Annotated in this window: 19 protein-coding genes; 8 read left to right on the forward strand and 11 right to left on the reverse strand. The window is 73.1% G+C overall.

Annotated elements, in window-relative coordinates; translation table 11 throughout:
- Positions 1-13 precede the first annotated feature (13 nt).
- On the reverse strand, positions 14-2,272 hold the full coding sequence (gene glgX, locus AC3CH1_RS19485) for a glycogen debranching protein GlgX (RefSeq protein ID WP_488464093.1): 2,259 nt from the start codon (positions 2,270-2,272) through the stop codon (positions 14-16).
- A 152-nt stretch (positions 2,273-2,424) separates the two neighbouring features.
- On the opposite strand from glgX, the gene AC3CH1_RS19490 reads away from it, so the two are divergent.
- The 8 genes from AC3CH1_RS19490 (at position 2,425) to AC3CH1_RS19525 (ending at position 10,346) form a co-directional block, all read left to right on the forward strand.
- The gene (locus tag AC3CH1_RS19490) at positions 2,425-3,666 is read left to right on the forward strand and encodes a L,D-transpeptidase (RefSeq protein ID WP_488464094.1); all 1,242 of its coding nucleotides are present in this window, start codon (positions 2,425-2,427) and stop codon (positions 3,664-3,666) included.
- Between the two features lie 252 nt (positions 3,667-3,918).
- Entirely contained in the window at positions 3,919-5,166 is a 1,248-nt protein-coding gene (locus tag AC3CH1_RS19495; protein ID WP_488464095.1) for a L,D-transpeptidase, read from the forward strand.
- Between the two features lie 93 nt (positions 5,167-5,259).
- A complete protein-coding gene (locus tag AC3CH1_RS19500; protein ID WP_403754303.1) occupies positions 5,260-6,027 on the forward strand; it encodes an enoyl-CoA hydratase/isomerase family protein in 768 nt (255 codons plus the stop codon).
- 274 nt (positions 6,028-6,301) lie between these two features.
- Complete coding sequence (locus AC3CH1_RS19505; RefSeq protein WP_488464445.1) at positions 6,302-6,817, forward strand: ATP-binding protein; 516 nt, start codon at positions 6,302-6,304, stop codon at positions 6,815-6,817.
- Positions 6,818-7,252: 435 nt separating this feature from the next.
- Entirely contained in the window at positions 7,253-8,116 is an 864-nt protein-coding gene (locus tag AC3CH1_RS19510; RefSeq protein ID WP_488464096.1) for a polysaccharide deacetylase family protein, read from the forward strand.
- 39 nt (positions 8,117-8,155) lie between these two features.
- On the forward strand, positions 8,156-8,371 hold the full coding sequence (locus AC3CH1_RS19515; RefSeq protein ID WP_488464097.1) for an EF-hand domain-containing protein: 216 nt from the start codon (positions 8,156-8,158) through the stop codon (positions 8,369-8,371).
- 157 nt (positions 8,372-8,528) lie between these two features.
- Positions 8,529-9,596 carry a CopD family protein gene (locus AC3CH1_RS19520; RefSeq protein ID WP_488464098.1) on the forward strand — a complete coding sequence of 356 codons (1,068 nt, stop codon included), beginning with the start codon at positions 8,529-8,531 and terminating at the stop codon, positions 9,594-9,596.
- 93 nt (positions 9,597-9,689) lie between these two features.
- Entirely contained in the window at positions 9,690-10,346 is a 657-nt protein-coding gene (locus AC3CH1_RS19525; RefSeq protein ID WP_488464099.1) for a ScbR family autoregulator-binding transcription factor, read from the forward strand.
- 39 nt (positions 10,347-10,385) lie between these two features.
- On the opposite strand, the gene AC3CH1_RS19530 is transcribed toward AC3CH1_RS19525, so the two are convergent.
- The 10 genes from AC3CH1_RS19530 to AC3CH1_RS19575 form a co-directional block, all read right to left on the reverse strand.
- On the reverse strand, positions 10,386-11,861 hold the full coding sequence (locus tag AC3CH1_RS19530; protein WP_488464100.1) for a carboxylesterase/lipase family protein: 1,476 nt from the start codon (positions 11,859-11,861) through the stop codon (positions 10,386-10,388).
- Between the two features lie 36 nt (positions 11,862-11,897).
- Positions 11,898-14,174 carry a peptidoglycan recognition protein family protein gene (locus tag AC3CH1_RS19535; RefSeq protein WP_488464101.1) on the reverse strand — a complete coding sequence of 759 codons (2,277 nt, stop codon included), beginning with the start codon at positions 14,172-14,174 and terminating at the stop codon, positions 11,898-11,900.
- Positions 14,175-14,406: 232 nt separating this feature from the next.
- Positions 14,407-15,273: a terpene synthase family protein gene (locus tag AC3CH1_RS19540; RefSeq protein ID WP_488464102.1), complete on the reverse strand. Its 867-nt coding sequence runs from the start codon at positions 15,271-15,273 to the stop codon at positions 14,407-14,409.
- 582 nt (positions 15,274-15,855) lie between these two features.
- The gene (locus tag AC3CH1_RS19545) at positions 15,856-16,620 is read right to left on the reverse strand and encodes an NADase-type glycan-binding domain-containing protein (protein WP_488464103.1); all 765 of its coding nucleotides are present in this window, start codon (positions 16,618-16,620) and stop codon (positions 15,856-15,858) included.
- A gap of 691 nt (positions 16,621-17,311) precedes the next feature.
- Positions 17,312-17,887 (reverse strand): phage tail protein I, encoded by a 576-nt coding sequence (locus AC3CH1_RS19550; protein ID WP_098021952.1) that lies wholly within the window; start codon positions 17,885-17,887, stop codon positions 17,312-17,314.
- Positions 17,884-19,845, reverse strand: a complete 1,962-nt coding sequence (locus AC3CH1_RS19555) for a putative baseplate assembly protein (RefSeq protein WP_488464104.1) — start codon at positions 19,843-19,845, stop codon at positions 17,884-17,886. Before AC3CH1_RS19555 ends, AC3CH1_RS19550 begins: the two co-directional genes overlap by 4 nt.
- Positions 19,845-20,294 (reverse strand): GPW/gp25 family protein, encoded by a 450-nt coding sequence (locus tag AC3CH1_RS19560; RefSeq protein ID WP_488464105.1) that lies wholly within the window; start codon positions 20,292-20,294, stop codon positions 19,845-19,847. The genes AC3CH1_RS19555 and AC3CH1_RS19560 overlap by 1 nt, the downstream gene beginning before the upstream one ends.
- Positions 20,291-20,608 (reverse strand): PAAR domain-containing protein, encoded by a 318-nt coding sequence (locus AC3CH1_RS19565; RefSeq protein WP_265599242.1) that lies wholly within the window; start codon positions 20,606-20,608, stop codon positions 20,291-20,293. Before AC3CH1_RS19565 ends, AC3CH1_RS19560 begins: the two co-directional genes overlap by 4 nt.
- 196 nt (positions 20,609-20,804) lie before the next feature.
- Positions 20,805-22,586, reverse strand: a complete 1,782-nt coding sequence (locus AC3CH1_RS19570; RefSeq protein ID WP_488464106.1) for a VgrG-related protein — start codon at positions 22,584-22,586, stop codon at positions 20,805-20,807.
- A complete protein-coding gene (locus AC3CH1_RS19575) occupies positions 22,583-23,305 on the reverse strand; it encodes a CIS tube protein (protein ID WP_488464107.1) in 723 nt (240 codons plus the stop codon). The genes AC3CH1_RS19570 and AC3CH1_RS19575 overlap by 4 nt, the downstream gene beginning before the upstream one ends.
- Positions 23,306-23,348: the final 43 nt, after the last annotated feature.

The following is a 23,348-nucleotide window of genomic DNA, read 5'->3' on the forward strand; positions in this document are numbered from 1 at the left end:
GGGCCCCGCCCTCCTACGCCGTCACCCGCAGGAGCAGCACCGAACGGGCCGGCACCGCCATCTCCGTACCGCCGTCCAGGACCGTGCCGGGAGCCTCGGCCTGCTCCTCCCGCGAGGTGTCCAGGACCAGTTCGTACGTGATCGCCCACGGCGCTCCCGGCAGGGCGAAGACCGTCGGCTCCGCGCCCGCGTGCAGGACCGCCAGGAAGCTGTCGTCGGTGACCGGTTCGCCCCGCGCGTCCCGCCCCGGGATGTCCCGGCCCGAGAGGTACAGCCCGAGCGTGGCCGCCGGCGCGTACCAGTCGCCCTCCGTCATCTCCCGGCCGTCCCGGGCGAACCACGCCAGGTCCCGCAGTCCGTCCGGGGCCTGCGCCCGGCCGGAGAAGAACGCGCGGCGCCGCAGCACCGGGTGGGCCCGGCGCAGCGTCAGCACCCGGGCCGTCAGCTCGGTCAGCTCCCGCCACGCGGGCTCCTCCAGGAGCGACCAGTCCAGCCAGCCGGTCTCGTTGTCCTGGCAGTAGGCGTTGTTGTTGCCGCCCTGCGTCCGGCCCATCTCGTCGCCCGCCACCAGCATCGGCACCCCGGTGGAGAGCAGCAGGGTGGTCAGCAGGTTACGGAGCTGACGGCGGCGCAGCGCGTTGATCCCCGGATCGTCGCTCTCCCCCTCCGCCCCGCAGTTCCACGCCCGGTTGTCGCTCGTCCCGTCCCGGTTGCCCTCCCCGTTGGCCTCGTTGTGCTTCTGCTCGTAACTGACCAGGTCGCGCAGGGTGAAGCCGTCGTGCGCGGTGACGAAGTTGACCGAGGCGTACGGGCGGCGGCCGCCCCAGGCGTACAGGTCGCTGGAGCCGGTCAGCCGGTAGCCGAGATCCCGTACGTCGGGGAGCGCGCCGCGCCAGAAGTCGCGCACCGCGTCGCGGTAGCGGTCGTTCCACTCGGTCCACAGGGGAGGGAAGGCGCCGACCTGGTAGCCGCCGTTGCCCACGTCCCACGGCTCGGCGATGAGCTTGACCCGGCGCAGCACCGGGTCCTGCGCGATCACCGCGAGGAACGGGGAGAGCATGTCGACGTCGTGCATCGAACGGGCCAGCGCCGCCGCCAGGTCGAAGCGGAAGCCGTCGACGCCCATCTCGGTGACCCAGTAGCGCAGCGAGTCGGTGATGAGGCGCAGCACCTGCGGCTGCACCACGTGCAGGGTGTTACCGCAGCCGGTGTAGTCGGCGTAGCGCCGCGGGTCGTCCCTCAGCCGGTAGTAGCCCCGGTTGTCGATGCCGCGCAGCGACAGCATCGGGCCCAGCTCGCCCGCCTCCGCGGTGTGGTTGTAGACGACGTCGAGGATCACCTCGATCCCGGCCTCGTGCAGCGCGTGCACCATCCGCTTGAACTCGCCGACCTGCTGGCCCGCCGTCCCGGAGGCGGAGTAGCCGGCGTGCGGGGCGAAGTAGCCGATGGAGTTGTAGCCCCAGTGGTTGCGCAGCCCGCGCCGCAGCAGATGGTCCTCGTGGGCGAACTGGTGCACCGGGAGCAGTTCGACGGCGCTCACCCCGAGCCGCGTCAGGTGCTCGATCGCGGCCGGGTGCGCGAGCCCCGCGTACGTGCCGCGCAGCTCGGGCGGGATGTCCGGGTGCAGCTTGGTGAAGCCGCGCACGTGCAGCTCGTAGATGACGGAGTCGGCCCACGGGGTCTTGGGGCGGCGGTCCTCCACCCAGTCGTCGTCGTCGCGGACGACGACGCCCTTGGGCACGAAGGGCGCCGAGTCCCGGTCGTCCCGCACGGTGTCGGCCACATGCTGGTCCGGCCAGTCCCGTACGTGCCCGTAGACCTCGGGCGGCAGGGTGAAGGTCCCGTCGACCGCACGGGCGTACGGGTCCAGGAGCAGCTTCGCCGCGTTCCACCGGGCGCCCGTCCACGGGTCCCAGCGGCCGTGCACCCGGTAGCCGTAACGCTGCCCGGGGCGCACCCCGGGGACGAAGCCGTGCCAGATCTCATGCGTCAGCTCGGTCAGCGGACAGCGGGTCTCCGCGCCCCGCTCGTCGAACAGGCACAGCTCGACCGCCTCCGCCCCGCCCGCCCACAGTGCGAAATTGGTCCCCGCCACCCCGTCCGGGCCGACCCGGAAGCGGGCCCCCAGCGGCATCGGGGCCCCGGGCCAGACGGCGGGGGACGGCGCCCCGTCCCGGGCGGCGTCGACGCGGTGGGCCTCCGCGTTCCCCGCCCCGGCGCCGGCCACCGCTTCCGGATCCTGTACTGCCTCCTGCTCGGCTGCGCTGGACACCGTGTCGCCTCCCGCGGCTCGTGGGACGGGCACCTACGAGTGGCGCGCGGCGTCCCGGCCACGGCCTCTTCGGGTAGTCCTCCCCTCTGTTCTGCCCACCGGACGGCCCGCACTCACGTTTCCCCCGAGCGGCCCCGGTCGTTGGGGGGAGCGTGAACCACACAGCGAAGAGCGCACGGGCCGGCTCGGCCGCCGTGCTGACATGGGCAGGACTGCTGACCGTGCTGGCCCTCCTGGCCGGCTGCACCGAGGCCCGGGAGGCCGTGTTCAACGGCAAGGGGCGATCCTCCGGCGACGCGATCAGCGTCTTCCCCGAGGACGGCGCCGACGACGTCGGCGAGGAGACCCGCATCGCGGTGAAGGTCCCCGACGGGCGGCTGGAGAGCGTGCGGGTCACGCGGATCGAGGACGCGCGGCAGCAGACGGTGGCCGGGCGCATCGCCGACGACGGGAGGTCCTGGAAGCCGGAGCCGGCCGCGGGGCGGCTCGCCCTCGCCGCGAAGTACAGCATCGACGCGGTGGCCGTGGACGGGGCGGGCCGCCGCTCCGCCCGGCACTCCACGTTCACCACGCTCGTCCCCGAGCACCGCTTCATCGGGTACTTCAAACCGGAGAACCGTTCCACCGTCGGCACCGGCATGATCGTCTCCTTCTCCTTCAACCGCCCGATCGCCGACCGGGCCGCGGTGGAGAAGGCCATCCGGGTGACGTCCGACCCGGTGGTGGAGGTCTCCGGCCACTGGTTCGGCAAGGACCGGCTCGACTTCCGCCCCAAGACGTACTGGAAGCCCGGCACCGAGGTCACCGTCGACATCGGGCTGCGCGACGTCGAGGGCGCCCCGGGGGTCTACGGCAGCCAGGACAAGAGAGTCGTCTTCACGGTCGGCCGCTCCCAGGTCTCCCGGGTCGACGCGGAGGAGAAGACCATGGAGGTGCGCCGGGACGGAGAGCTCGTGGACACGATCCCGATCACCGCGGGGGCCCCGAAGACGACCACGTACAACGGGAAGATGGTCGTCACCGAGATGCACGAGGTGACCCGGATGAACGGGGCCACGGTCGGCTTCACGGACAAGAAGGGCAGGGGCGAGTACGACATCAAGGACGTGCCGCACGCGATCCGGCTCACCGAGTCCGGCACCTTCCTGCACGGCAACTACTGGGCCGACGACTCCGTCTTCGGTGCGGAGAACGTCAGCCACGGCTGCGTCGGGCTGCGGGACGCCAAGGGCGGCAGCGGCTCCACGCCCGGCGGCTGGTTCTTCGACCGGACCCTGATCGGCGACGTGGTCGAGGTGGTCAACTCGAAGGACAAGAAGGTCGCCCCGGACAACGGGCTCAGCGGCTGGAACCTCGGCTGGAAGAAGTGGAAGGCCGGCTCCGCCCTGCACTGACGCCCCGGGGCCCGTCACGTTGTGCCCGCACCCCGCACCCCGCACCCCGCACCCCGCACCCCGCACCCCGCACCCCGCACCCCGCACCCCGCGCCACCTGCGCAGCTCCCCGGGCCACTGGTACGGAACGGTGACATTCCGGAGGGAGTTCACCCCACTCGCGATGTGATTATCTTGCGGCGGCGCGCATGTTCGGCGCGCGGGGGTGCGGGCCATGGCGGGAGCCGGGCCGTGCGAGGGGAGACGACCACAGTGAACGGGCAGCCGATATCGGGGGCATCGGCCGGGGCGAGCGGGAAGCGGCGCGGCGGACCGGGGCTTTCGGCCCTGGTTCTGGGAGCGCTGTTGTTGCTGGTGACGGCGTGCGGCGGCGGCGACACCGGCGCGGGGGACAAGAAGGGGCCGGCGGGCAGCGCGAAGAAGGAGGACACGACCGCCTCGCAGGCGGTGGTGACCATCGCGCCCAAGGACGGCGCGGAGTCCGTGGCGACCAGCGGCGCGCTCAAGATCGGCGCCACCCGGGGCAAGCTGACCACGGTGAAGGTCTCCGACCCCAAGGGCGGCGAGATCGAGGGCGAGATCGCGGCCGACGGCGCGAGCTGGACGCCCGAGCGGCACCTCGCCGCCGCCACGAAGTACGCGGTGCACGCGGTCGCGAAGGACGCGGAGGGACGCGAGTCGGCGAAGGACACCACCTTCACCACGCTCGTCCCGGCGAACACCTTCATCGGGCACTACACGCCGGAGGACGGCTCGACCGTCGGGGTCGGCATGCCGGTCTCCATCAACTTCACCCGGGGCATCACCGACCCCGACGCGGTGGAGCGGGCGATCAAGGTGACGGCCGAGCCGGCCGTCGAGATCGAGGGCCACTGGTTCGGGAACGACCGTCTCGACTTCCGCCCGGAGAAGTACTGGGCGGCGGGTACCAAGGTGACCGTCGACCTCAACCTCGACGGCGTCGAGGGCCGGCCGGGCGTCTACGGCAAGCAGGCCAAGAAGGTGTCGTTCACCATCGGCCGCAGCCAGGTCTCCACCGTCGACGCGAGCGCGAAGCGGATGAAGGTGGTCCGCGACGGCAAGCAGATCAAGGACATCCCGATCTCCGCGGGCGCCCCGGCGACGACCACGTACAACGGGCAGATGGTCATCAGCGAGAAGCTCAAGGTGACCCGGATGAACGGCGACACCGTCGGCTTCGGCGGCGAGTACGACATCAAGGACGTGCCGCACGCCATGCGGCTGTCCACCTCGGGCACCTTCCTGCACGGCAACTACTGGGGCGCGTCCTCCATCTTCGGCAACAGCAACACCAGCCACGGCTGCGTCGGTCTGCGGGATGTGCGCGGCGGCTACGACAACCAGACGCCCGCGGCCTGGTTCTACGACAAGTCGCTGATCGGCGACGTGGTCATCGTGAAGAACTCCCACGACAAGACCATCCAGCCCGACAACGGGCTCAACGGCTGGAACATGGACTGGGAGGAGTGGAAGAAGTAGGACTTCCCTCCGCTCCCCGATCGACCCGGCGGGCCCGGTGCTGTGACCAACAGCACCGGGCCCGCCGGCGTTAGCACTGGTTAACCTGCCTCCATGACTGTGACCCTCGAAGTACGCGACGGCGTCGGCACGATCCTCCTGGACCGGCCGCCCATGAACGCCCTGGACGTGGCGATCCAGGACCGGCTGCGGGAGCTGGCCGAGGAGGCGACCCGGCGCGAGGACGTGCGGTCGGTGATCCTCTACGGCGGCGAGAAGGTGTTCGCCGCGGGCGCGGACATCAAGGAGATGCAGGCGATGGACCACACGGCGATGGTCCTGAGGTCCAAGGGCCTCCAGGACGCCTTCACCGCCGTCGCCCGCATCCCCAAGCCGGTCGTCGCCGCCGTCACCGGCTACGCGCTCGGCGGCGGCTGCGAACTGGCGCTCTGCGCCGACTTCCGGATCGCCGCGGACAACGCCAAGCTCGGCCAGCCGGAGATCCTCCTCGGCCTGATCCCGGGTGCGGGCGGCACTCAGCGGCTGGCCCGGCTGATCGGCCCCTCCCGGGCCAAGGACCTCATCTTCACCGGCCGCATGGTCAAGGCCGAGGAGGCCCTGACGCTGGGTCTGGTCGACCGGGTGGTCCCCGCCGCCGAGGTCCACGAGCAGGCGCACGCCTGGGCCGCCAAGCTGGCCAAGGGGCCCGCGCTGGCGCTGCGCGCGGCCAAGGAGTCGATCGACGCCGGGCTGGAGACGGACATCGACACCGGGCTCACGATCGAGCGGAACTGGTTCTCCGGTCTGTTCGCCACCGAGGACCGCGAGCGGGGTATGCGCAGCTTCGTCGAGGAAGGTCCGGGCAAGGCCACCTTCGGCTGATCGGTAGTCAGAACGGGTGGCCCGGTAGTCGGGTCGGGCGGCCCCGCGCGGGGAGTTCATCCGTCAGAGCGGATTATCCGGGCCTTAAGGCAACCTTAAGGCCCGGTGTCGCCTTCGGCCCGGCCGTCCTCGTCGGGAAGGGAATCGCCGCAGCTCAACGGGGCCGTTCGGGGAGCTGTTCTGCCAGAGGCATATGCCAAAAGCCTTCTGCGTCAGGGGCTGTTCCGGGGTGCGGATTCCTCCGGAACGGCCCCGGAAGGGCATGCCTGCGGCCATGATGGTGGGCATGGCGGGCCTGGAGGGTGTGGATCAGCCGCGACCGCGCAGCAGCGCGACCGCGGCACGCTGGACGTCGACCATGGATGACGAACAGGCGTTCAAGGCGCTGGAGTTGTTCGGAAATCCGACCGAGGGGGAGGTTCGGCTGCCGTCCCGCCCGGAGTCGGCGGCGACGGCCCGGCGCATCACTTCCTGCGTCGTGCTCCGCCAGTGGGGCCTCTCGTCCCAGACCGCCGAGTACGCGGTGCTCCTCGTCTCCGAGCTCGTGGGGAACGCGGTGCGCCACACCGGGGCCCGGTCCTTCGGGTTACGGATGGTCCGTCGCCGGGGCTGGATCCGGATCGAGGTGGGCGACCCCTCGCGCGGGCTGCCGTGTCTGATGCCGGTGCGCGAGATGGACATCAGCGGTCGCGGGCTCTTCCTCGTCGACAAGCTCTCCGACCGCTGGGGGGTGGATCTGCTGCCGCGCGGCAAGACCACCTGGTTCGAGATGCGCATCTCCGACCGCTGACCGCCCTGCCCCGCCCCCGCCCTGGCTGCCCCGACCGTCCTGGCGCCCCTGTCGCCCCGGATGCGCAGAAGCCCCCGGTCGGCCGTGGTGCGGCGCTGCGGGGGCTTCTGGCGGGGGCCGTGAAATGGGGGGTGTGTCCACGGCCGCTTGGAGACGACCTGTGCCCGGGTCAATGGGGGTCGTGACTCCGACTATGGCAGACGGGCGACCCTGGAGCCAAAGCGACTTGTCGGTATATTTATGGAACAACCGGGCATTCTTCGGTTGAATCGTAGGTGTGCTCGGTCACTCGCCTGGCATTCCATGCATCTTTATGGCAGTGCCTGAATGATTCATTGATCATCTGATGAATTGCTCAATCAGCCCATCTCGCCCATCGCGCCTCTACTGTGTCCCGGGAACCGAGGGAACCCGTGGAACGCGAGGTGGTCGGGCATGGATGGACACAGGGCCCCGATGGGCCGCCGGAACGCGCTGGGCGCGGGGGCCGGGGCGCTGGCCGCCGTCCTCGCCGCGGGATGCGCCCGGAGCGACGGGCCGGGCGGAGCCGCCGGACCCGCGGCCGTCACCCGTCCTCCCGGCGAAGTCCCCGCCACCGACGCCACCGTGACTCCGCACTCCGCCGCCTCCCGGGTCGCCGCCCCCGCCCCGCACCGCTTCCCCGGCCTGCCCTTCCGGATCGCGCACGGTCCCCGCGACCGGCCCCGCGTCGCCCTCACCTTCGACGGGCGCGGCGACCCGGACCTCGCCCACGCCGCGCTCGCCCGGTGCGAACAGGCCGGCGCAAGCGTCACGGTGCTCGCGGTCGGCGCCTGGCTCGCCGAACACCCCGGCCTGGCCCGCCGGATCCTCGACGGGGGCCACGAGATCGGCAACCACACCGAGCACCACCTCGACCTCGCGTCCCTGGACGAACGCGCCGCGTACGAGGAGATCACCGCGTGCGCCCGGCGACTGCGCCGGCTCACCGGGTCCATCGGCACCTGGTTCCGTCCCTCGCCCACCGCGTACGCCTCCCCGCTCCTCCAGCGCCTCGCCCAGCGGGCCGGCTACCCCCATGTCCTCGGCTGCGACGTGGAGTCGCTCGACCACGCGGCCACCCGCGTCGCCGCCGTCACCCGGAAGGTCGCGGGGGAGCTGCGCAACGGATCGGTGGTGGAGCTGAGTCTCGGCCGGCCGGTCACCGTCGACGCGCTGCCGCTGCTTCTCGCCGAGATCGGCCGCCGCGGGCTGCGCGCGGTGACGGCCACGGAGCTGCTGGGCCGACCGGCCGCCGATGTCACCCGGACGGCCCGATAATCTGATCTCTGACATTCGGCATCACGAAGGGGCGGAACTGTGGCGGACATCGAGTCGGCGCGGACGGCATTCGAGCGGTTCGACCGAGACGGCGACGGGCTCATCACGGCCGTCGAGTACAAGAGCGCGATGGCCCAGCTGGGCGACCCCTTCGTCACCGAGACGGTGGCGCAGGCGATCATCAACGCCCACGACGCCAACGGCGACGGCCTGCTCACCTTCGACGAGTTCTGGGCCTCGCAGAACAAGGCCTGATCGGCCGCGGCGGCCGGTCCCGCGTCCATCGGGGCCCGGCCGCCGCCGGACACGTCCGAAGAGACCCCGTTACGGCCCTTTCCGGGCGCCTTCCAGCGGTCCCACCCGCTGTGCGCGGCTTGCTGTGTCTTTGTCCACCGGCGAGGATCGGGCCGTGATGTTCTCCGGACCCCCCGCCGACCCGGCCGCGCCGACCGTGCCCGGCCTGCCCGCGGCGGCGGCCGCGCCGGCGCCGACGGACGACGCGCCCTTCGCCGGGGGGATACCCGGCGGGCCGTCCGGGCCGCGGGCCGGACGCTCCTGGACCACCCCTCTCCTGCTGAGCGCCGCAGGCCTCCTCGCGCTCCTTGTGGCCCTGCTCGGTCCCGGACTCGTGGCCCGCGGCACCGGGGAGCTTCGGATACCCGGCGCGGGGCTCACCACCGTGCTCCGCACCGGCCTGTTCGCCGCGCTCGCCCTCCACCTGGGCGAACTCCTCGCCCCGCAGCTCATCCGGCCCGTCCGGGGCCGCCCCCGCACCGCCGTACGGAGCTGGGCGGTGTACGCCTCGCTCGCCGGGGCGGCCGCCGCGGCCGGGCAGATCGTCCGCCTCGCCGCCGTCAGCGATCTCGGGATCACCGAGACCTACGGCACCCGCGAGGGCGGACTGCTCCTCCTCATCGCCAACGGCCTGCTCCTCGCCGCCTTCTGCGCCGCGAGCCGACGCCCGGCCCTCGCGCTCGCCCCGCTCGCCCTCGTCATCGGCGCGGAGGCCCTGCGCGCCCATCCCGAGGCGTACAGCCCCGAGTTCGGCGCCGCGCTCACCGTCGTCCACCTGACCGCCGCGTCGCTGTGGACCGGCGGCCTGCTGTACGTACTGCGCACCATGTGGCTCTGGCGCGGCTCACCCGTCGCGGCCCGCGCCCTGCTCGGCCGGTACGCGCGCCTGGCCATCTGGCTGTACGTCGCCCTCGCCGCCACCGGCACGGCGTCGACCCTGCGCCGGCTGCCGCTGGACGTGGTGTTCACCTCCGCCTACGGGCGCACCCTGCTGGTCAAGCTCGCGCTGATGGCCGTGGTCAGCGCGCTCGCGGTGGCGGCCCGGCGGCGGATGCTCCGGGACACCGACCCGTCGATCGCCCACCTGCTGGCCCGCCGCGAACAGGTCGTCCTGGGCCTGGTCGTGGTGGTGTCGGCGATCCTCACCGTCGTCCCCGACCCGCACTGGATCTCCCTGCGGCCTTGAGAAGGACGGATGCCCGACATCCGGTCGCGTACCGGGAGCGTGTCGCCGGGCCCCCGGGTAGCGTCGGAGGCGACCGAGGGAGGCGTCACGGCGATGCAGGAGCACGGGGAGAGCCAGGACCGCGGCGAACAGACGGTCCGGCGGCTCGTCGAGGCCGCCGGAGTCGTGATCGACCGCGCCGGGTACGCCGGAGCGTCGACCCCGGAGATCCTGCGCCGGGCCGGAGTCTCCAGCGGCGCCTTCCACCGCCATTTCGAGGGCAAGGAACAGCTCGGCAACGCGATCCTGGACCGCCAGCACGCGTTCTTCGAGCACATCTCCGAGCAGGCGGATTCGGGCCCGGCGCCCAAGGTCTGGCTCCAGGCGCTGATCGACATCAGCCACCTCTACACCGCCGGCATCCTGGAGGACCCCGTCCTGCGGGCCGCCGTGCGCCTGTCGATCGAACCGGGCCCCTACCTGACCGCCGAGAGCTACGCGGGCCCGCTCGGGGCCGTCACCGCCGTCCTCGAATCGGCCCGTGCCGCCGACGAGCTCCAGGACCACGTCACCCCGGAGGAGGCATCCCGGACCATCGTCGGCTGCTACAGCGGAGTGCAGCTCCTGGCACTCGCCCTCGACGAGCGCGACGCCCTGCACCAGCAGGTCAGCGCCATGTGGGCCCTGATCATGCCCGGCCTCGCCCGCCCCGCCGTCCTCACCCGGCTGCGCCTGAGCGCACCACCCGCGGGCACCGCGCGGCAGCGCTGAGCCTCCCCGGCCCGATCCGTACGGGACCTCCGTGCGGCCTCAGCGCCGGTACGGCTTCCAGCCGCGCAACTCGTCGTCGCGCGGGGCCAGGACCAGCTCCGGAGCGCCCGGGCCGAAGACCCTCACGGGCCGCCGCGCGTCCCAGGACGGCCACCCCGGGTCCCCGCCCGTCGCGAAGTCCACCCATGCCCGGTGCATCGCGTCCGCCAGCTCCTGCGGGGCGTCCGGGCCGGTCAGGGCCATCGTGTCTGGGTGGGCGAGCGTGTCGAAGACGAAGCCCAGCTCCAGCGCGTGACAGGCGCCGAGGCGCTGTACGGGGGTGGGCCAGCCGAACTCGTACACGTACGTGGTGCCCGGCGCGTCCTTCCGGGCGTCGGCCAGCCGGTTGAGCGGGACCCGCAGCAGCAGGTCCGTCGCGAGCGCCCCGAGGATCTCACCGGGGGTGGCGTCCGGGCGGTTGGCGCGGTAGACGCGGGCCGTGGCGCCCGGCACCTTGAACTTCAGCAGCGCGAGTCGGAGCCGCAGCGCGCTGATCCTCTCGGTGAGCCCGCCGGGCACGAACCAGAGCCGGTACTCCTCCGTGTTCGTCCCCAGCAGCAGGTCGATCCCGGCGGACGCGCCCGCGTGCAGCGCCTCCACGGGGTCGTGCGGCAGCAGTTCGCCGTCCACGACCAGCTGGAAGGAGTCGCGGCCGGTCAGCGGGTTCCCGCCGCCGGTGACCCCGGTCTGCGCGGTGAGCAGCGCCTCCGGGTCCACGGCGGCCAGCGCGGCGGCGGTCGCGGGGACCCCGAGCCGCTTCGCGATCAGCTCGGTCGTCCCGCGCGCGGCGGCGGGCGGCAGCGCGGCGGGCGCCCCGCTCTGGAGCACCGCCCGCCGCAGCAGCCCCGCGGACCGGGGCGAGGCCAGCAGAGCGGCGATGCTGATCGCCCCCGCCGACTCCCCGGCCACCGTCACCCGGTCCGGGTCGCCGCCGAACGCCGCGATGTTGTCGCGCACCCACTCCAGGGCGGCCAGCTGGTCCAGGAGCCCCCGGTTGGCGGGCGCGTCCGGGAAGACGCCGAAGCCCTCGACGCCCAGGCGGTAGTTGACCGAGACGAGGACCACCCCGTCCCGGGCGAACGCGGAACCGTCGTACACCGGGACCGCCGAGGAGCCGTGCACCAGCGAGCCGCCGTGGATCCACACGAGCACCGGCAGCCCGGCCGTACCCCGCCGGGGCGACGGCGTCCACACGTTCAGGTTCAGACAGTCGTCGCCCGGCACCGCCGGATCCGGCAGCAGCCGGTCCAGCGGCGGGGCGTAGGGCCGCTTCGGGGCCGTGGGACCGTACGCCACGGTCTCGCGCACCCCCGTCCACGGCTCGGGGGGACCGGGCGCGCGGAACCTGCGCGCGCCCACCGGCGGGGCCGCGTACGGGATGCCGCGGAAGACCGCGACGCCCCGCTCCACGGCACCGCGCACGGTGCCGTGCACGGTCCTCACCTGCGGGGGAGTCCCCGCCACGCTGTCGGACATGGTGCGTGCCCACCCCTCTCGCGGTGGTCCGGGCGGCTACTTCAGGTAGACCAGCCCGTCCGTGGTCAGCGTCGGGCGGCCCTTCGTGCCGACGACCACGATCTTGACCGTGTGCTTGGCACTGGAGGACCAGGACTTCGTCCAGACCGCCTGCCGGTACTTGGTGGCCGAGGACTTCAGGTCCACCGTGGCGGCCTTCTTCCCGTCGACGTAGACGTATGCCTGCCCCGAAGTGGCGGCCCGCGACACCACCCAGGCGGCTGACCGGCCGGTGAACGTCCAGGTCAGACTCGCGCCCTTGGCGCTGCTGGAGTACGACTCGCCGCCCAGGTAGCTGCCGGAGGACTTCGTGGTCCACTTGCCGCCCTTCTTGGCGGCGGACTCCTGGAGGATCACCGGGGTGCCGGAGACCGAGGCGGCGGCCGTGTTGCCCGCGCGGTCGTACGCCGTCATCTTCCAGGCGGTGGCCCTGGCGGGCTTCGCGGTGTGCGAGGCGCTGCTCGTGGTCGGGCCGTAGGTCTTCGCGCCGGGGGCGGTCAGCCGGACCTCCTTGAGGGAGGCGGCGTCGGTGGCCTTCCACTTCAGGGTGAGCGGGACCGCGGTGGCGTTCACCGTGCCGACGCGCAGGGTGAGGTCCGGCTTGCTGGAGAAGACCGGCGGTGCGATGTCGGCGACCACGGTCGCGACCGGCGACAGGGAGGTCTTCCCCGACTGGTGGACGGCCCTGACCTGCACGGAGTGCTTGCCGGCGGCGAGGGTGGCCGGGGCCGAGGTGACGTTGCCCTTGACCGTGGCCACCGGCTTTCCGCCGACGAGCAGCTCGTATCCCTTCACGAGGGCGGAGGGCGTGGCCGCCTTCCAGCCGACGGTGATCTTCGACCGGGTGTAGTACGAGGAGCCGACGGCGCTCGCCCCGGTCACCGAGGTGATGGTGAGACCGGTGACGGGTCCGGCGGCCAGGGAGCGGATGGCCGGGAGCTGGGCCTGGAGACTGCCGCCGGGGCACTCGGTGTTGAACCCGTCCCGGTGGCCGGAGATCTGCTGGAAGGGGTAGGCCGTGCTCGCGACGAACGACTTGCCGGCGAAGTTGCCGCCGTTCGCCCCTGCGGTGAGCTGGACGGAACCGGCCGGGTCGCCCTTGTACTGGCCGAGCTTCCACGCGGCGACGCGGGCGACGGAGGTGGTCGCGGCGGTGGCGGCCTTGGTGTCGGTGTACATGCCGATCACGGCGATGCCGGTGGTGTCCCGGTTGAACCCGTAGGTGTGCGCTCCCATGACGGGCCGGTCCACACCGCCCTTGCGGCCCTCGAACACCGTGCCGCACTTGTCGACGACGAAGTTGTAGCCGAGGTCCTTCCAGCCGTTCGACTCCACGTGGTACGTGTGCAGACCGCGCACGATGGCCGCCGAGTCGGCGCAGGAGTACGCGTTCGTCTGCGCCGTGTGGTGGACGAAGACGGCCTTGACGCGGTCCAGGTAGTCGGGCGCCTCGGTGCTGAGCGACTCGTCGGCCTGCCAGGCCGCCCGGGAGACGATCGGCGGCTGGGGAACGGTGGACGGCGGGACGGGCGGGAGCGTCGGCGACGGGGAGCCGGTGGGCGTCGTCGGCGACTCGGACGGCGTCGGGGACTCGGTGCTCGGGCTCGGCGTGGGGCTCGGCGGCGCCGGCGTCTGGGTGGTCGGGGCGGGCGAGGGCTCTTCCGTGGGCTCCTCGACCGGCTCCTCCGTGGGCGGGGCGACGGGGGGCTCCTCGCTGGGGGTCTCCTCGACGCTGAACGCGGCCGGTTCGGCGACCAGCGGGGTGGTGTCGCCGCCCGGGTCGACCGTGTCGAGCCGCAGCCCGTCGGGCAGTCCGGCCCGGGCGCCGTCACCGGCGCGGACGCGGACCTCGACGCCGTTGGAGGGGCCGACCCAGCGGGGTTCGGTGGTGCCGCGGACGCCGGACCGGCCGGTCTCGGTGCGGCCGTCGATCTCGGTGTCCAGGGGCAGCCAGCCGGTCCATTCGCCGGTGGCGGCGGAGCGGGTACGGGCCTCGACGCTCCCGGTCACCCGGGCGGTGGGATCGGTCCAGGTGACGCCGAGCAGACTGAAGGGTTCGCTGTCGCGCCGCGCGAGCGACGCGGAGCCGCCGTCGGGCGAGGTCTTCAGCGCGGTGCGGTGCACATCGGCCTTCTCCGGAGCGGACTTGGCGTCCGCCGCCCGCCCGTCGCGGTCGGCGTCGGAGGTGCCGGTCACGCCCTGGAAGACCGGGACACCCGCCACGGCCGCCGTCGTGACGGCGGCCGTGGTCCAGACTCTTCGCTGTGCTCTCACGTGTGATTTCCCGGGGACGACGCTGGCTGGAAGGCAGGGCATTCCGGCCGGTCAGTCGCTGACCGGGGGCACGGCGTCTCCGTCGGCCCGGCCGGTGGGGCGACCCGGGACATGCTTGCGGCCCTCAGTCTTCCATGCGATCGGACCGGACCCCCCTCCACCCCGCCGCCGTCCGGCAGGAAACGTCCGGGCCGCCCGGCGGGGCGGAGGCGGTCGTCGCGGGCGGGGGAACTCAGGCGGCGAAGTGCTGGGACAGCGAGTCGCGTTCGTCCAGCTCCACCAGATCCGGGCGGGTGTAGCGCTCGGCGCGCGCGTGGTAGTCGAAATCGCCCCGTACGAGGCCCCGGTAGTCCCGGACACAGCGCTCCAGGGCCGCCCGGGTCGGGCCGCCGATGGCCGCCGCCTCGATTTCCTCGATCAGTTCCTTTTCCGCCCGCTGCACCCGTTCGGCGATCCGGGCCAGTTGGACACCGGCCTCGTCGACCGCTTCCTGGAGGGTGCAGCCCCGGTCGCGCTGAATCAGCCGTACGGCGTTGTGCTCGTACCCGAGAGCGGCTTCCTTCTCGAAGGAGCAGATGTCGTTGCAGAGACCGGAATGATCGGTGACCGCGTTCCGCAGGGCGATATACGCGGGCAGACTCCGGGCGGAATCCGGGAGGTCGATTCCGGCGGTGATCTCGTGCAGGCAGAGAAAGGGCTGCATGGCGACCGAATCCCGCCGGTGCTTGGCGAATTCCGCCCGGCTCGGCACCTGCCCGGCGGCGCGCTCGACGGCCTCGGCGTAGTACGTCCACAGCCAGGCGGCCGTGTCCCGCCGGAACTGCCGGTTCCACTGCGGCGACCGGCCGCGGCAGGTGCGGTCCCGCAGCCCGGCGAGCGCCCGCTCCATCGGCCCGCTCGGCGCGGCCCCGTCGAGGACGTCCACCAGGCGGGTGATCGCCGTCTCGCACATCAGTGGATTGCGTCCGGCCGGGCCGTCGTCGAACTCGTCGTCCACGAGGAAGGCCCAGAAGAGCCATTGACAGAAGAGGTCGAGATGCTTCTGTGAGGCCTGCGGGAAGATGAGCGAAATCCACAGTTCCGGGCGTGTCCGGATCATTTTCTTCCGGGCCGGCAGGGACAGATGGAGCCCCTCGGATTCGGCCCATTCCCAGGCTGCCTCGCGGGTTTCCGCCAGGCCTGGATGACACCCAGCACTCTGGAACGGCATGTGAAACGCCGGTAACGTGATATGGCTCATTGCAGCCCCTCGACTGATGAATGCGGGCGGACGATGTGAACGTCGCATTCCGGGTGATCGGGCAGGGGACGTGCCTGCCCGGAGGCGGCTGCCGCGAGCCCGGCGGCCGGACGGCGCGGGCGACATGCGAGGTCGGAGTGCCATTGCCGGCTTCCTTCCTCCGCCGGGAGCCCGGGGCGTCGGGGCAGGGGCGGCGAGCCGATGGGCGGGCGCGTCACCATGGGTGATGCCCAGTCAACCCCGGGTGGGGGCGCGGAGGGAAGCCATTTGTGACCGAAAATGTTTGATCGTTCATAACTCCCTGATCGCTACTGGGCAGTTGGCGTCCTCGCGGGGTCCTCGGTGCGGCAGTGTCGGGAGGGGGACCGGGAGTGTCGTGGGATGGGCGGAGTGACGGCTGCCGGCTCGGGGTGCGGCCGCTTCCGGCTCGGGCGCGCCTGCTCAGGTGCGCTTGAAGAACTCGACCTCGCCGACCGCGATCGGCCGCCCCGCGCCCTGGCCGGCGGCCTCCCGCAGCACCAGCTCCACGGAGACGACGTCGCTGACGCCCAACCGTGTCTCCTGCTTGCCGGGCTTGTCGTTGAGGGTCACCGTCCTCCTGTGCACCTTGTCGTCCTTCGTGGTGACGATCAGCTCGGCCCGGGTCGGCCGCGCGCCCCGCCGGAACTCCTGCGGCTCCTTCGACACACCGGTGTACACCACGACGCCGACCAGCCGGAACGGCGTCCGGAACGTGGCGGTCAGCGACGCGCCGAGCGCGGGCGCGCCCCAGTACCTGTTCGTCAGGCTGTCGATCGCCGCGCTCGCCGGACGGCCGGGGGCCGAGGCACTGGCGGTCACCCCGGTGGGGCTGATCTCCCGCGTGCCGCCGAGCTTGTCCCGGACGTCCTCGTAGACGTAGCGCCCGAGCGGGAAGAACAGGAAGCCGGCCACCAGCAGCCCGGCCACGACCAGGATCAGCAGCGTCCGCCGCAGCGCCCGGCCCGAACCGCCGCGTACCCGGCGGCGGAACGGCCACACGGTGCGCCACCACGGCAGGGCGGCGGGCTCTTCCCGGGTCCGGAGCGGAGCGGCGCACCGCCGGCAGAACTGCCGCCCCGGCAGGTTCGGCGTGCCGCAGGCGGGGCAGGGCGGACCGTCCGGCGTCTCGTCCGCCTCCACCGGCCGCACGACGGGCCGCCGGGCCACGGGCTTGGCCGGCCGCACCGCCCCGATGGGTTCGTCTCCCCCGTCCCCATCGGACGCGCTCCTGGCAGCCGGTGCGGCGACCGGTGCGGACGCCGGGATTCCGGGACGTACGGGGGTGGGGGCGGGCCGGACCGGAGGCACGGGCGGAGTCGCCGGCACGGGGTGCGCCGGCGACGCGGTGGGCTGCGGCGGTACGGGGGTGGGCGCGGGAGCGGGAGGCGTCGCGGTACGCCCGGGCGCGGGAGCGGACCGGGGCGGCGCCGGCGGTCGTTCGGGGGCGGGGCGCGCGGGCGGCTCGGGGCGTTCCGAGGGCGCTGGTTCGGGGCGCGGCGGCTGTCCGGGCCGCTCCGGCGCGTCGGGCGCGGGTGCGGGGGAGGACGGGCCCGGGTCCGTCGCGGGCGGAGGCGTCGGCGTCGGCGGCCCGGCCGGGGCCGGGAACGGGATCGGGGTCGGCGCGGGCCCGGGGCGGGCCTCCGCCGCTTCCGCTTCCGCTTCCGCCGCCGCCGCCGCAGCAGCGGTCGGCTCCGGCTCTGGCTTCCGGACCGGTTCCGGTTCCGGTTCCGGTTCCGGTTCCGGCTCAGGGTCCGGAACCGCTGCTCGCTTCGGCCGTGTCGGCTGGGAGGACCAGCCCAGGTAGCCGCCGCAGTTGCCGCAGAAGTCGTCACTCTCGCCGTTGGCCGTACCGCACGCCGGGCACGAACGCATCACGTCAGCTTCCTGTCTGTTCGGGCTCTCCGGGCGGGCCCGGCAGGACCTCCACCCGGCAGGTGAGGTGGACGGGGCACGAGGCGGTGGCGACGTCCAGGACGCGGCGGGCGTCCACCGCGACGCCCTCGCGCACCGGCCAGACCCGGACGAGCAGTTCACCGGTCGGCGGCGGCGGGAGAGCCGCGCCCGGCTCGGCCGACCAGGTGGCGCCCCCGCCGTCCCGGACGTCCGCGTGCACACCGCAGCAGAGCCGCAGCCGCTCGACGAGACCCCGCCGGGTGCCGCGCCACCGGTGCAGCTCCACGGCGCGGGCGACGACCGCCCGGCGCAGCTCGACCGGCCACGCCGGATCGGCCTCGACGCCCACCCAGGACGCCAGCCAGGGCAGGAAGTCGGCCGGGGCCAGCGACGGGTCGAAGTAGGCGGGCAGGTTGTCCAGGGTGGACAGGACCGGGGCCAGCACCGTGTCCAGGCCCGCCGTGAACCGCTGGGCCAGGTCGTCGTCCGCGTACAGGGCGGGCAGCAGTTCGCCGATCGGGTACCGGCTGGGCAGCCCGGGTATCGCGGCCCGCGTCATACGCCCTCACCGGCCCCGTTCGCGGTGACCACCACCTGGTGCTGGTGCGAGAAGACCAACGCCCCCGGCGCCACGTCGACATGGTCCACCGCCGTCCCGCGCCGCCCGGTGATCGGGTCCGCCGGGAACAGCCGGACGTCCTCCACCAGACCGGCCCCCTCCACGCGCTGGAGCACGGCGAAGACCTCCCCGTACTGCACGGGCCTGCCGAACGGCCACCCCTGGCCGTCCGCCCCGCCCCGCAACGGGTCGATGTGCCGGAACAGAGCCTCCAGCGCCTCCACCCGGACCCGGTCCACATCGCCGGGCGCGGCCACCAGCCGGGCGACGACCGTGACGCCCTGGTAGGCGGGGGGTTCCACGAGCAGCCGGGTGCCGACCAGCCGCCGCTCGTCGAGCCGCTCGGTGACCGCCGCGAGCACCGGGTCCGAGGGGATCAGCTGCTCGAACCGCAGCCGGCCGTCCTCGTCGGGGGTCGCGTCGGGCACCACCAGCACCCGTACCGCACCGGCCTCGCCCGCCACGGCCGGCAGACACCGCACCCGGCGCAGCGACGGCGCGGCCTCGCGGGCGATGACCTCGTAGTCCTCGGCTGTCACCGCCCGCTCCTGCACCCGCAGGATGTTGGGCGCGCGGACCTTCGCGTTCTCCACGGTCTCCCCGTCGACGCCGCCGGTCGCCGCCTCACGGTTGTTCACGCCCGCGACGTACGGCACCGAACTGCGCAGCACGGAGATCGCACCCCGGGCGACGTTGCCCGCCGCGCCACCGCCCGTCCGGTAGCGCGGGACGCGGAGCTGGGCGCCCTTCTCCGGCACCGCGCCGTACGCGCGCATCGTGCCGTCCGGCTCCCGCACCTCCGGCGGGAACGCGAACTCCCCGGCGACGGCGTCGATCCGCACGTGCCGGTCGCCCGGACCGGACGCGCCGAAGTGCTCGACCGGGGTCCACACCTGCCAGCCCTCGTCCGTCGACACCTGGACGACCGGCGGCTCCCCGTCCAGCAGCAGCGGCGCCCGGCTGACCGAGAACCGCTGCCCGGCGACGCCCTCGGACACCCCGAGGGGCACGTCGAGGACGGTCTCCGCGTGCTCAGCCGCCGCCGTGCCGCCGACCGTGAACACCTCGGCCTCCCGGATCGTCGGCGACTCCGAGTAGAAGGGCTGGCCCGGCTCCGGGGCGGTGACCCGGCAGCGCAGCCACCCCGCCCGGGTCCCCGCCACGACGGAGGGGGTGTGCCCGGCCGGCACGAACACGATGACCTCACCGGGCCTGTTCAGCCCGCCGGTGCTGTCGGTGCCGGTCGCGCACGTCACCCAGCGGGCCCCGTCCCACGCCTCCCACACCAGTGGCGGCTGACGCGGGTCCACGCCCACGCCCTCCACCCGGCTGTCGAGGCGGACGGCGACGATGCACCGGGGCACGGCCGTCGGCAGCCCGAACAGCAGGGCGTCGCCGGGTTCGGGCCGGGCCTGGAAGCACGGGATGTCCTTGCCCGCGCCGAGCGGTCCCGTCCGGTCCGTCTGCTCGCCCGACACCGGGGCGGTGACCAGCCGGACCAGCGAACTCGGCACGATCGGCAGGTCGTCGGAGGTGGAGAACACCACCGGCTCCTCGGCCTCCCCGCGCGCGGTGGCGACCTCGGTGCCCGCGAGGAGGTGCACGGTCTCCGGCTGCGGCGCGGACAGCCAGAAGTCGATCTCGGCCCGCGCCACGGCCGGCGGGAACAGGGTCACGCCCAGCAGGTCGAGGAAGGCCGCGTAGTTCTTGTCCGGCACCCGGTTCAGCCGGTACAGCAACTGGTCGACCAGGTAGGCGAACGTCTCGATCAGCGTGACCCCGGGGTCCGACACGTTGTGGTCGGTCCACTCGGGGGAGCGCTGCTGGACGTACCGCTTGGCCTCGTCGACGAGCTGCTGGAAGCGCCGGTCGTCCAGATTGGGCGAGGGCAGGGGCATCAGAGCGCTCCCGCTTCCCGAGCGGCCCCGGACGAGCTCTCGGAAGAGCCCTCCGACGACGGGATCGTGTAGAAGGGAAAGACGAGGTTGCGCAGGTCGTTGGTGGCCCGCACGGTGTAGTGCACGTCGATGTAGAGCGTGCCGTCCTCGATGCCGTCGAACGCGATCACCACGTCCGTCACCTCGATGCGCGGCTCCCACCGCTCCAGCGAGGTGCGGACCTCCTGCGCGATCCGCCCGGCCGTCGCCCCGTCGCCGGGCGCGAAGACGTAGTCGTGGATGCCGCAGCCGAACTCCGGGCGCATCGGCCGCTCGCCCGGGGCGGTGCCGAGGATCAGGCGGATCGCCTCCTCGATCTCCCGGTCCCGCTCGACCAGCGCGATCCCGCCCGTCGACCCGACCCGCAGCGGGAAGGCCCAGCCGCGCCCGATGAATCCGCCGCCGCTCACATCGGGCCCCCGATCAGGACGTTCGGCGCACCGCTGATGATGGGCGCGCCGCAGCTGGTCCTGTCCATCATCCGGGCGGCGGGCAGCCCGCCGATGAGCACCTGACCGGTGAGCGCGCCGGCCGGGTTGGGCATGATCACGTTGCCCGGCCCGAGGAGGGCGTGCGGGGGGATGACGCACACGTGGAGACTCCCGGTGACGGCCGCCGGCCGGCCGCCGATGAACACGGTGGCCACGGCCACCGCACCCGGGGGCGGGGTGCCGATGAGACCGCCGTGGGCGGTGCTGTCGCCCGTGCGGGCTGCGGGGGGCATGGCCGGGGTTCTCCTAGCTGTGAAAGGGACTTCGGGACAGTCGGACTTCGGGGCAATCGGACTTCGAGACAGTCGGGGTTGGGGCGATCGAACTTCGGGACAGTCGGGGTTCATGGCAGTCGGGGTTTGTGCCGGACGGGCGCGAGGGCGGCGGCCGGGCGGGCCGCGGACGGACGGGCGCGCGGCGGCCGGGTGGTCAGTTGATCCTGATGAGCTTGGCCTTGAGCACCGCCAGCAGCCCGCCGTCGACCGTGACGCCCGTCCTGCCGTTGACGGTCACCGAGCGGCCCGTGATGTTCACGTCACCCGTGGCGCCCGCGTCGAGCGTGATGCCGGAGGCGGACAGCGTCACCGAGCTGAGGTCCCGGGTGCCGCCACGGGCCTTCACCGTCAGCGTGATCTCGCCCTTCTTCTCGTCGAGCATCACGTCGAGCCGCTTGTCACCGCTGGCGATGCGCACCCCGGACGGGCCGCGCGGGGCGTCGAGCAGCTCCAGCCGGTTGCCCGAACGGGACACCAGGGAACGGCGGTTGACCTTCCCGCTCGTCGGGTCGACCAGCGGGACGTCGTGCGGCGATGGCTTGTCGACCCCGTTGTACAGACCGCCGAGCACGTACGGGCTGTCCAGCAGCCCCTGCTCGAACCCGACCAGCACCTCGTCGTTGACCTCGGGGCTGAACACCCCGCCGCCGCCCTGGCCGCCCCACTGCACCGTACGGACCCAGTCGGTGACGTACGTGTCGTCCAGCCACGGGAACTTCAGCCGCACCCAGCCGCGTTGGCCCCGGCCCTCCTCGCGGATGTCGGTGACCACCCCGATCGCCAGGCCCGGCATGCGGGGGCCGCGCGAGGGGGCGTTGCCGCCGGAGGCCAGGCCGGAGAGCGACCGGTCCGGCGAGGCGCTGACGATCACCGTCGTGCGGTAGCCGGTGTCCGGTTCGAGGACGTGGTGCGCGGCGGTCGCGGTGTAGCGGCCGGAGAACGCGGGCCCCACGTTGCCGAGGGCCACGGGCATGCCCGCCCGCAGCTGCGGGTTCCCGTAGGCGACCGCCTCGATCTCGCCGAAGCCGGCGCTGACCGACGCGGCGAGCGCACCCGCCACGGCACGGGTCTCCGCCTGGGTGCGGTACGGGGTGTCGGCGATCGTCGTACGGGACCCCGAGCCGAACATCTTGGCCGCCGTCGAGGGGCTCATCCCCGGGGTGACGGTGTCACTGCGGACGGACTGCTGCCGGGCCACCAGCCGGGTCTTGGTCTCCACGTTCCAGCCGCGCACCTCGACGCTGTCCGCCCCGTCCGCACCGGTCAGCACCGCGCGCAGGGCCAGCAGGTTGTTCCCGTACTCCAGGACCATCGGGTCGTTCGCGGCGGAGGTCGAGGGCGAGGGGGCCGAGGAGGCGGGGTCCGGCTTGGTGAACTGCAACCGGCCCTTCTCGTCCACCCGCACAGTGGCCCCGCTCTCGGCCGCGAGGTGCTGGAGGAACTCCCAGTCCGACACGTTCGGCTGGGTCACCTGCTTGTACGTGACCGGCGCGGCCTCGATCCGCCCGCAGGCCAGACCCGCGCCGGCGGCGACCTTGCGGACGATGTCCGCGGTCTTCATGTTCCGGTACGCCATGACCTTCCGGCCGCGCTGGAGCCGGTGCGCCTTGGAGAACGCGCGCACGACGGTGAACGATCCGGTGGTGTCGGTGTCCAGCTCGACCGCCGTGACCTCCCCGGTGAACAGTCGCTCGGGCGCCCGGTCCCGCGCGGTGACGACCGAGACCTTCAGCGGGGTGCCCATGCCGATGCCGGTCGCGGTGAGGAAGGTGTGGTCGGGGTCCCGGTACATCAGGACGGCGGTGTCCGGCAGGCCCACGTTCTCGTCGACCACACAGCTCACCAGCTGGGTGGCCCAGGCGGCGGGCAGTGCGGCGGGCGCCTCGACGACCGGGTCGGCGGCGAAGGAACGGCCGGGGGCTTCCTTGCCGCTCATCGGCTCTCCTCCGCCAGGCGGTCCGCCCGTCCGGGCACCAGGAGTTCCCGGCCGGGGGTCAACTGCATGGGGTCGTCGATGTCGTTGGCGTGCGCGATGGTCCGCCAGGCGGTGGCGTCGCCGTACTCCCGCCAGGCCAGCAGCGGCAGGCTGTCCCCGGCCACGACCCGGTGCGTGCGCCGTGCCTCCTTCGAACCCGAGGTGGGGTTCTGGCCGGCCGGGCCGATGCTCGCCTCCTCGATCGACAGGGAGCAGGTGGCGCGCAGCGGCTTCCCGTCGACGTCGAACAGGGTGTAGGAGACGGAGAGGTTGGAGAGCACCCCGTCGAACGAGGTCGTCTTGGACGTCCCCCAGTCGAAGCGCACCCAGGGGCTGGCGGGCGTCTTGCGGGCCAGGCTCTTGGGGGTGGGGACACACGCGGTCATCAACTTCTCCACCGCCTTCTCCACGGAGTTGTCGTGCGTGGCGGTGGCGTCCAGGAACACCTCCAGCGACAGGGCTCGCGGCCCGCTGCCGACGAACTCGGGCAGCGCGGACTGTCCGGCCATCCGGGACGGAGTGCGCCGCCACTCGGTGGTCTTGCTCAGCGAGAGCTTCGACGGGTTGAACTGCAACGTGAGACGGGCGAGCGCCCCGCCGGGCTTGGCGCCGACCGTCGACGGCGGCTCCATGATGGTCAGCTGGGCGCGAGCGCGGCTCGCGCGGAGAGCGGGCGACATTGCGTTCCTCCTTCCTTCGTCCGGTTCCTGGCGGGTGTGTCGG

Source organism: Streptomyces sp. MGP-P1, from assembly GCF_057766565.1.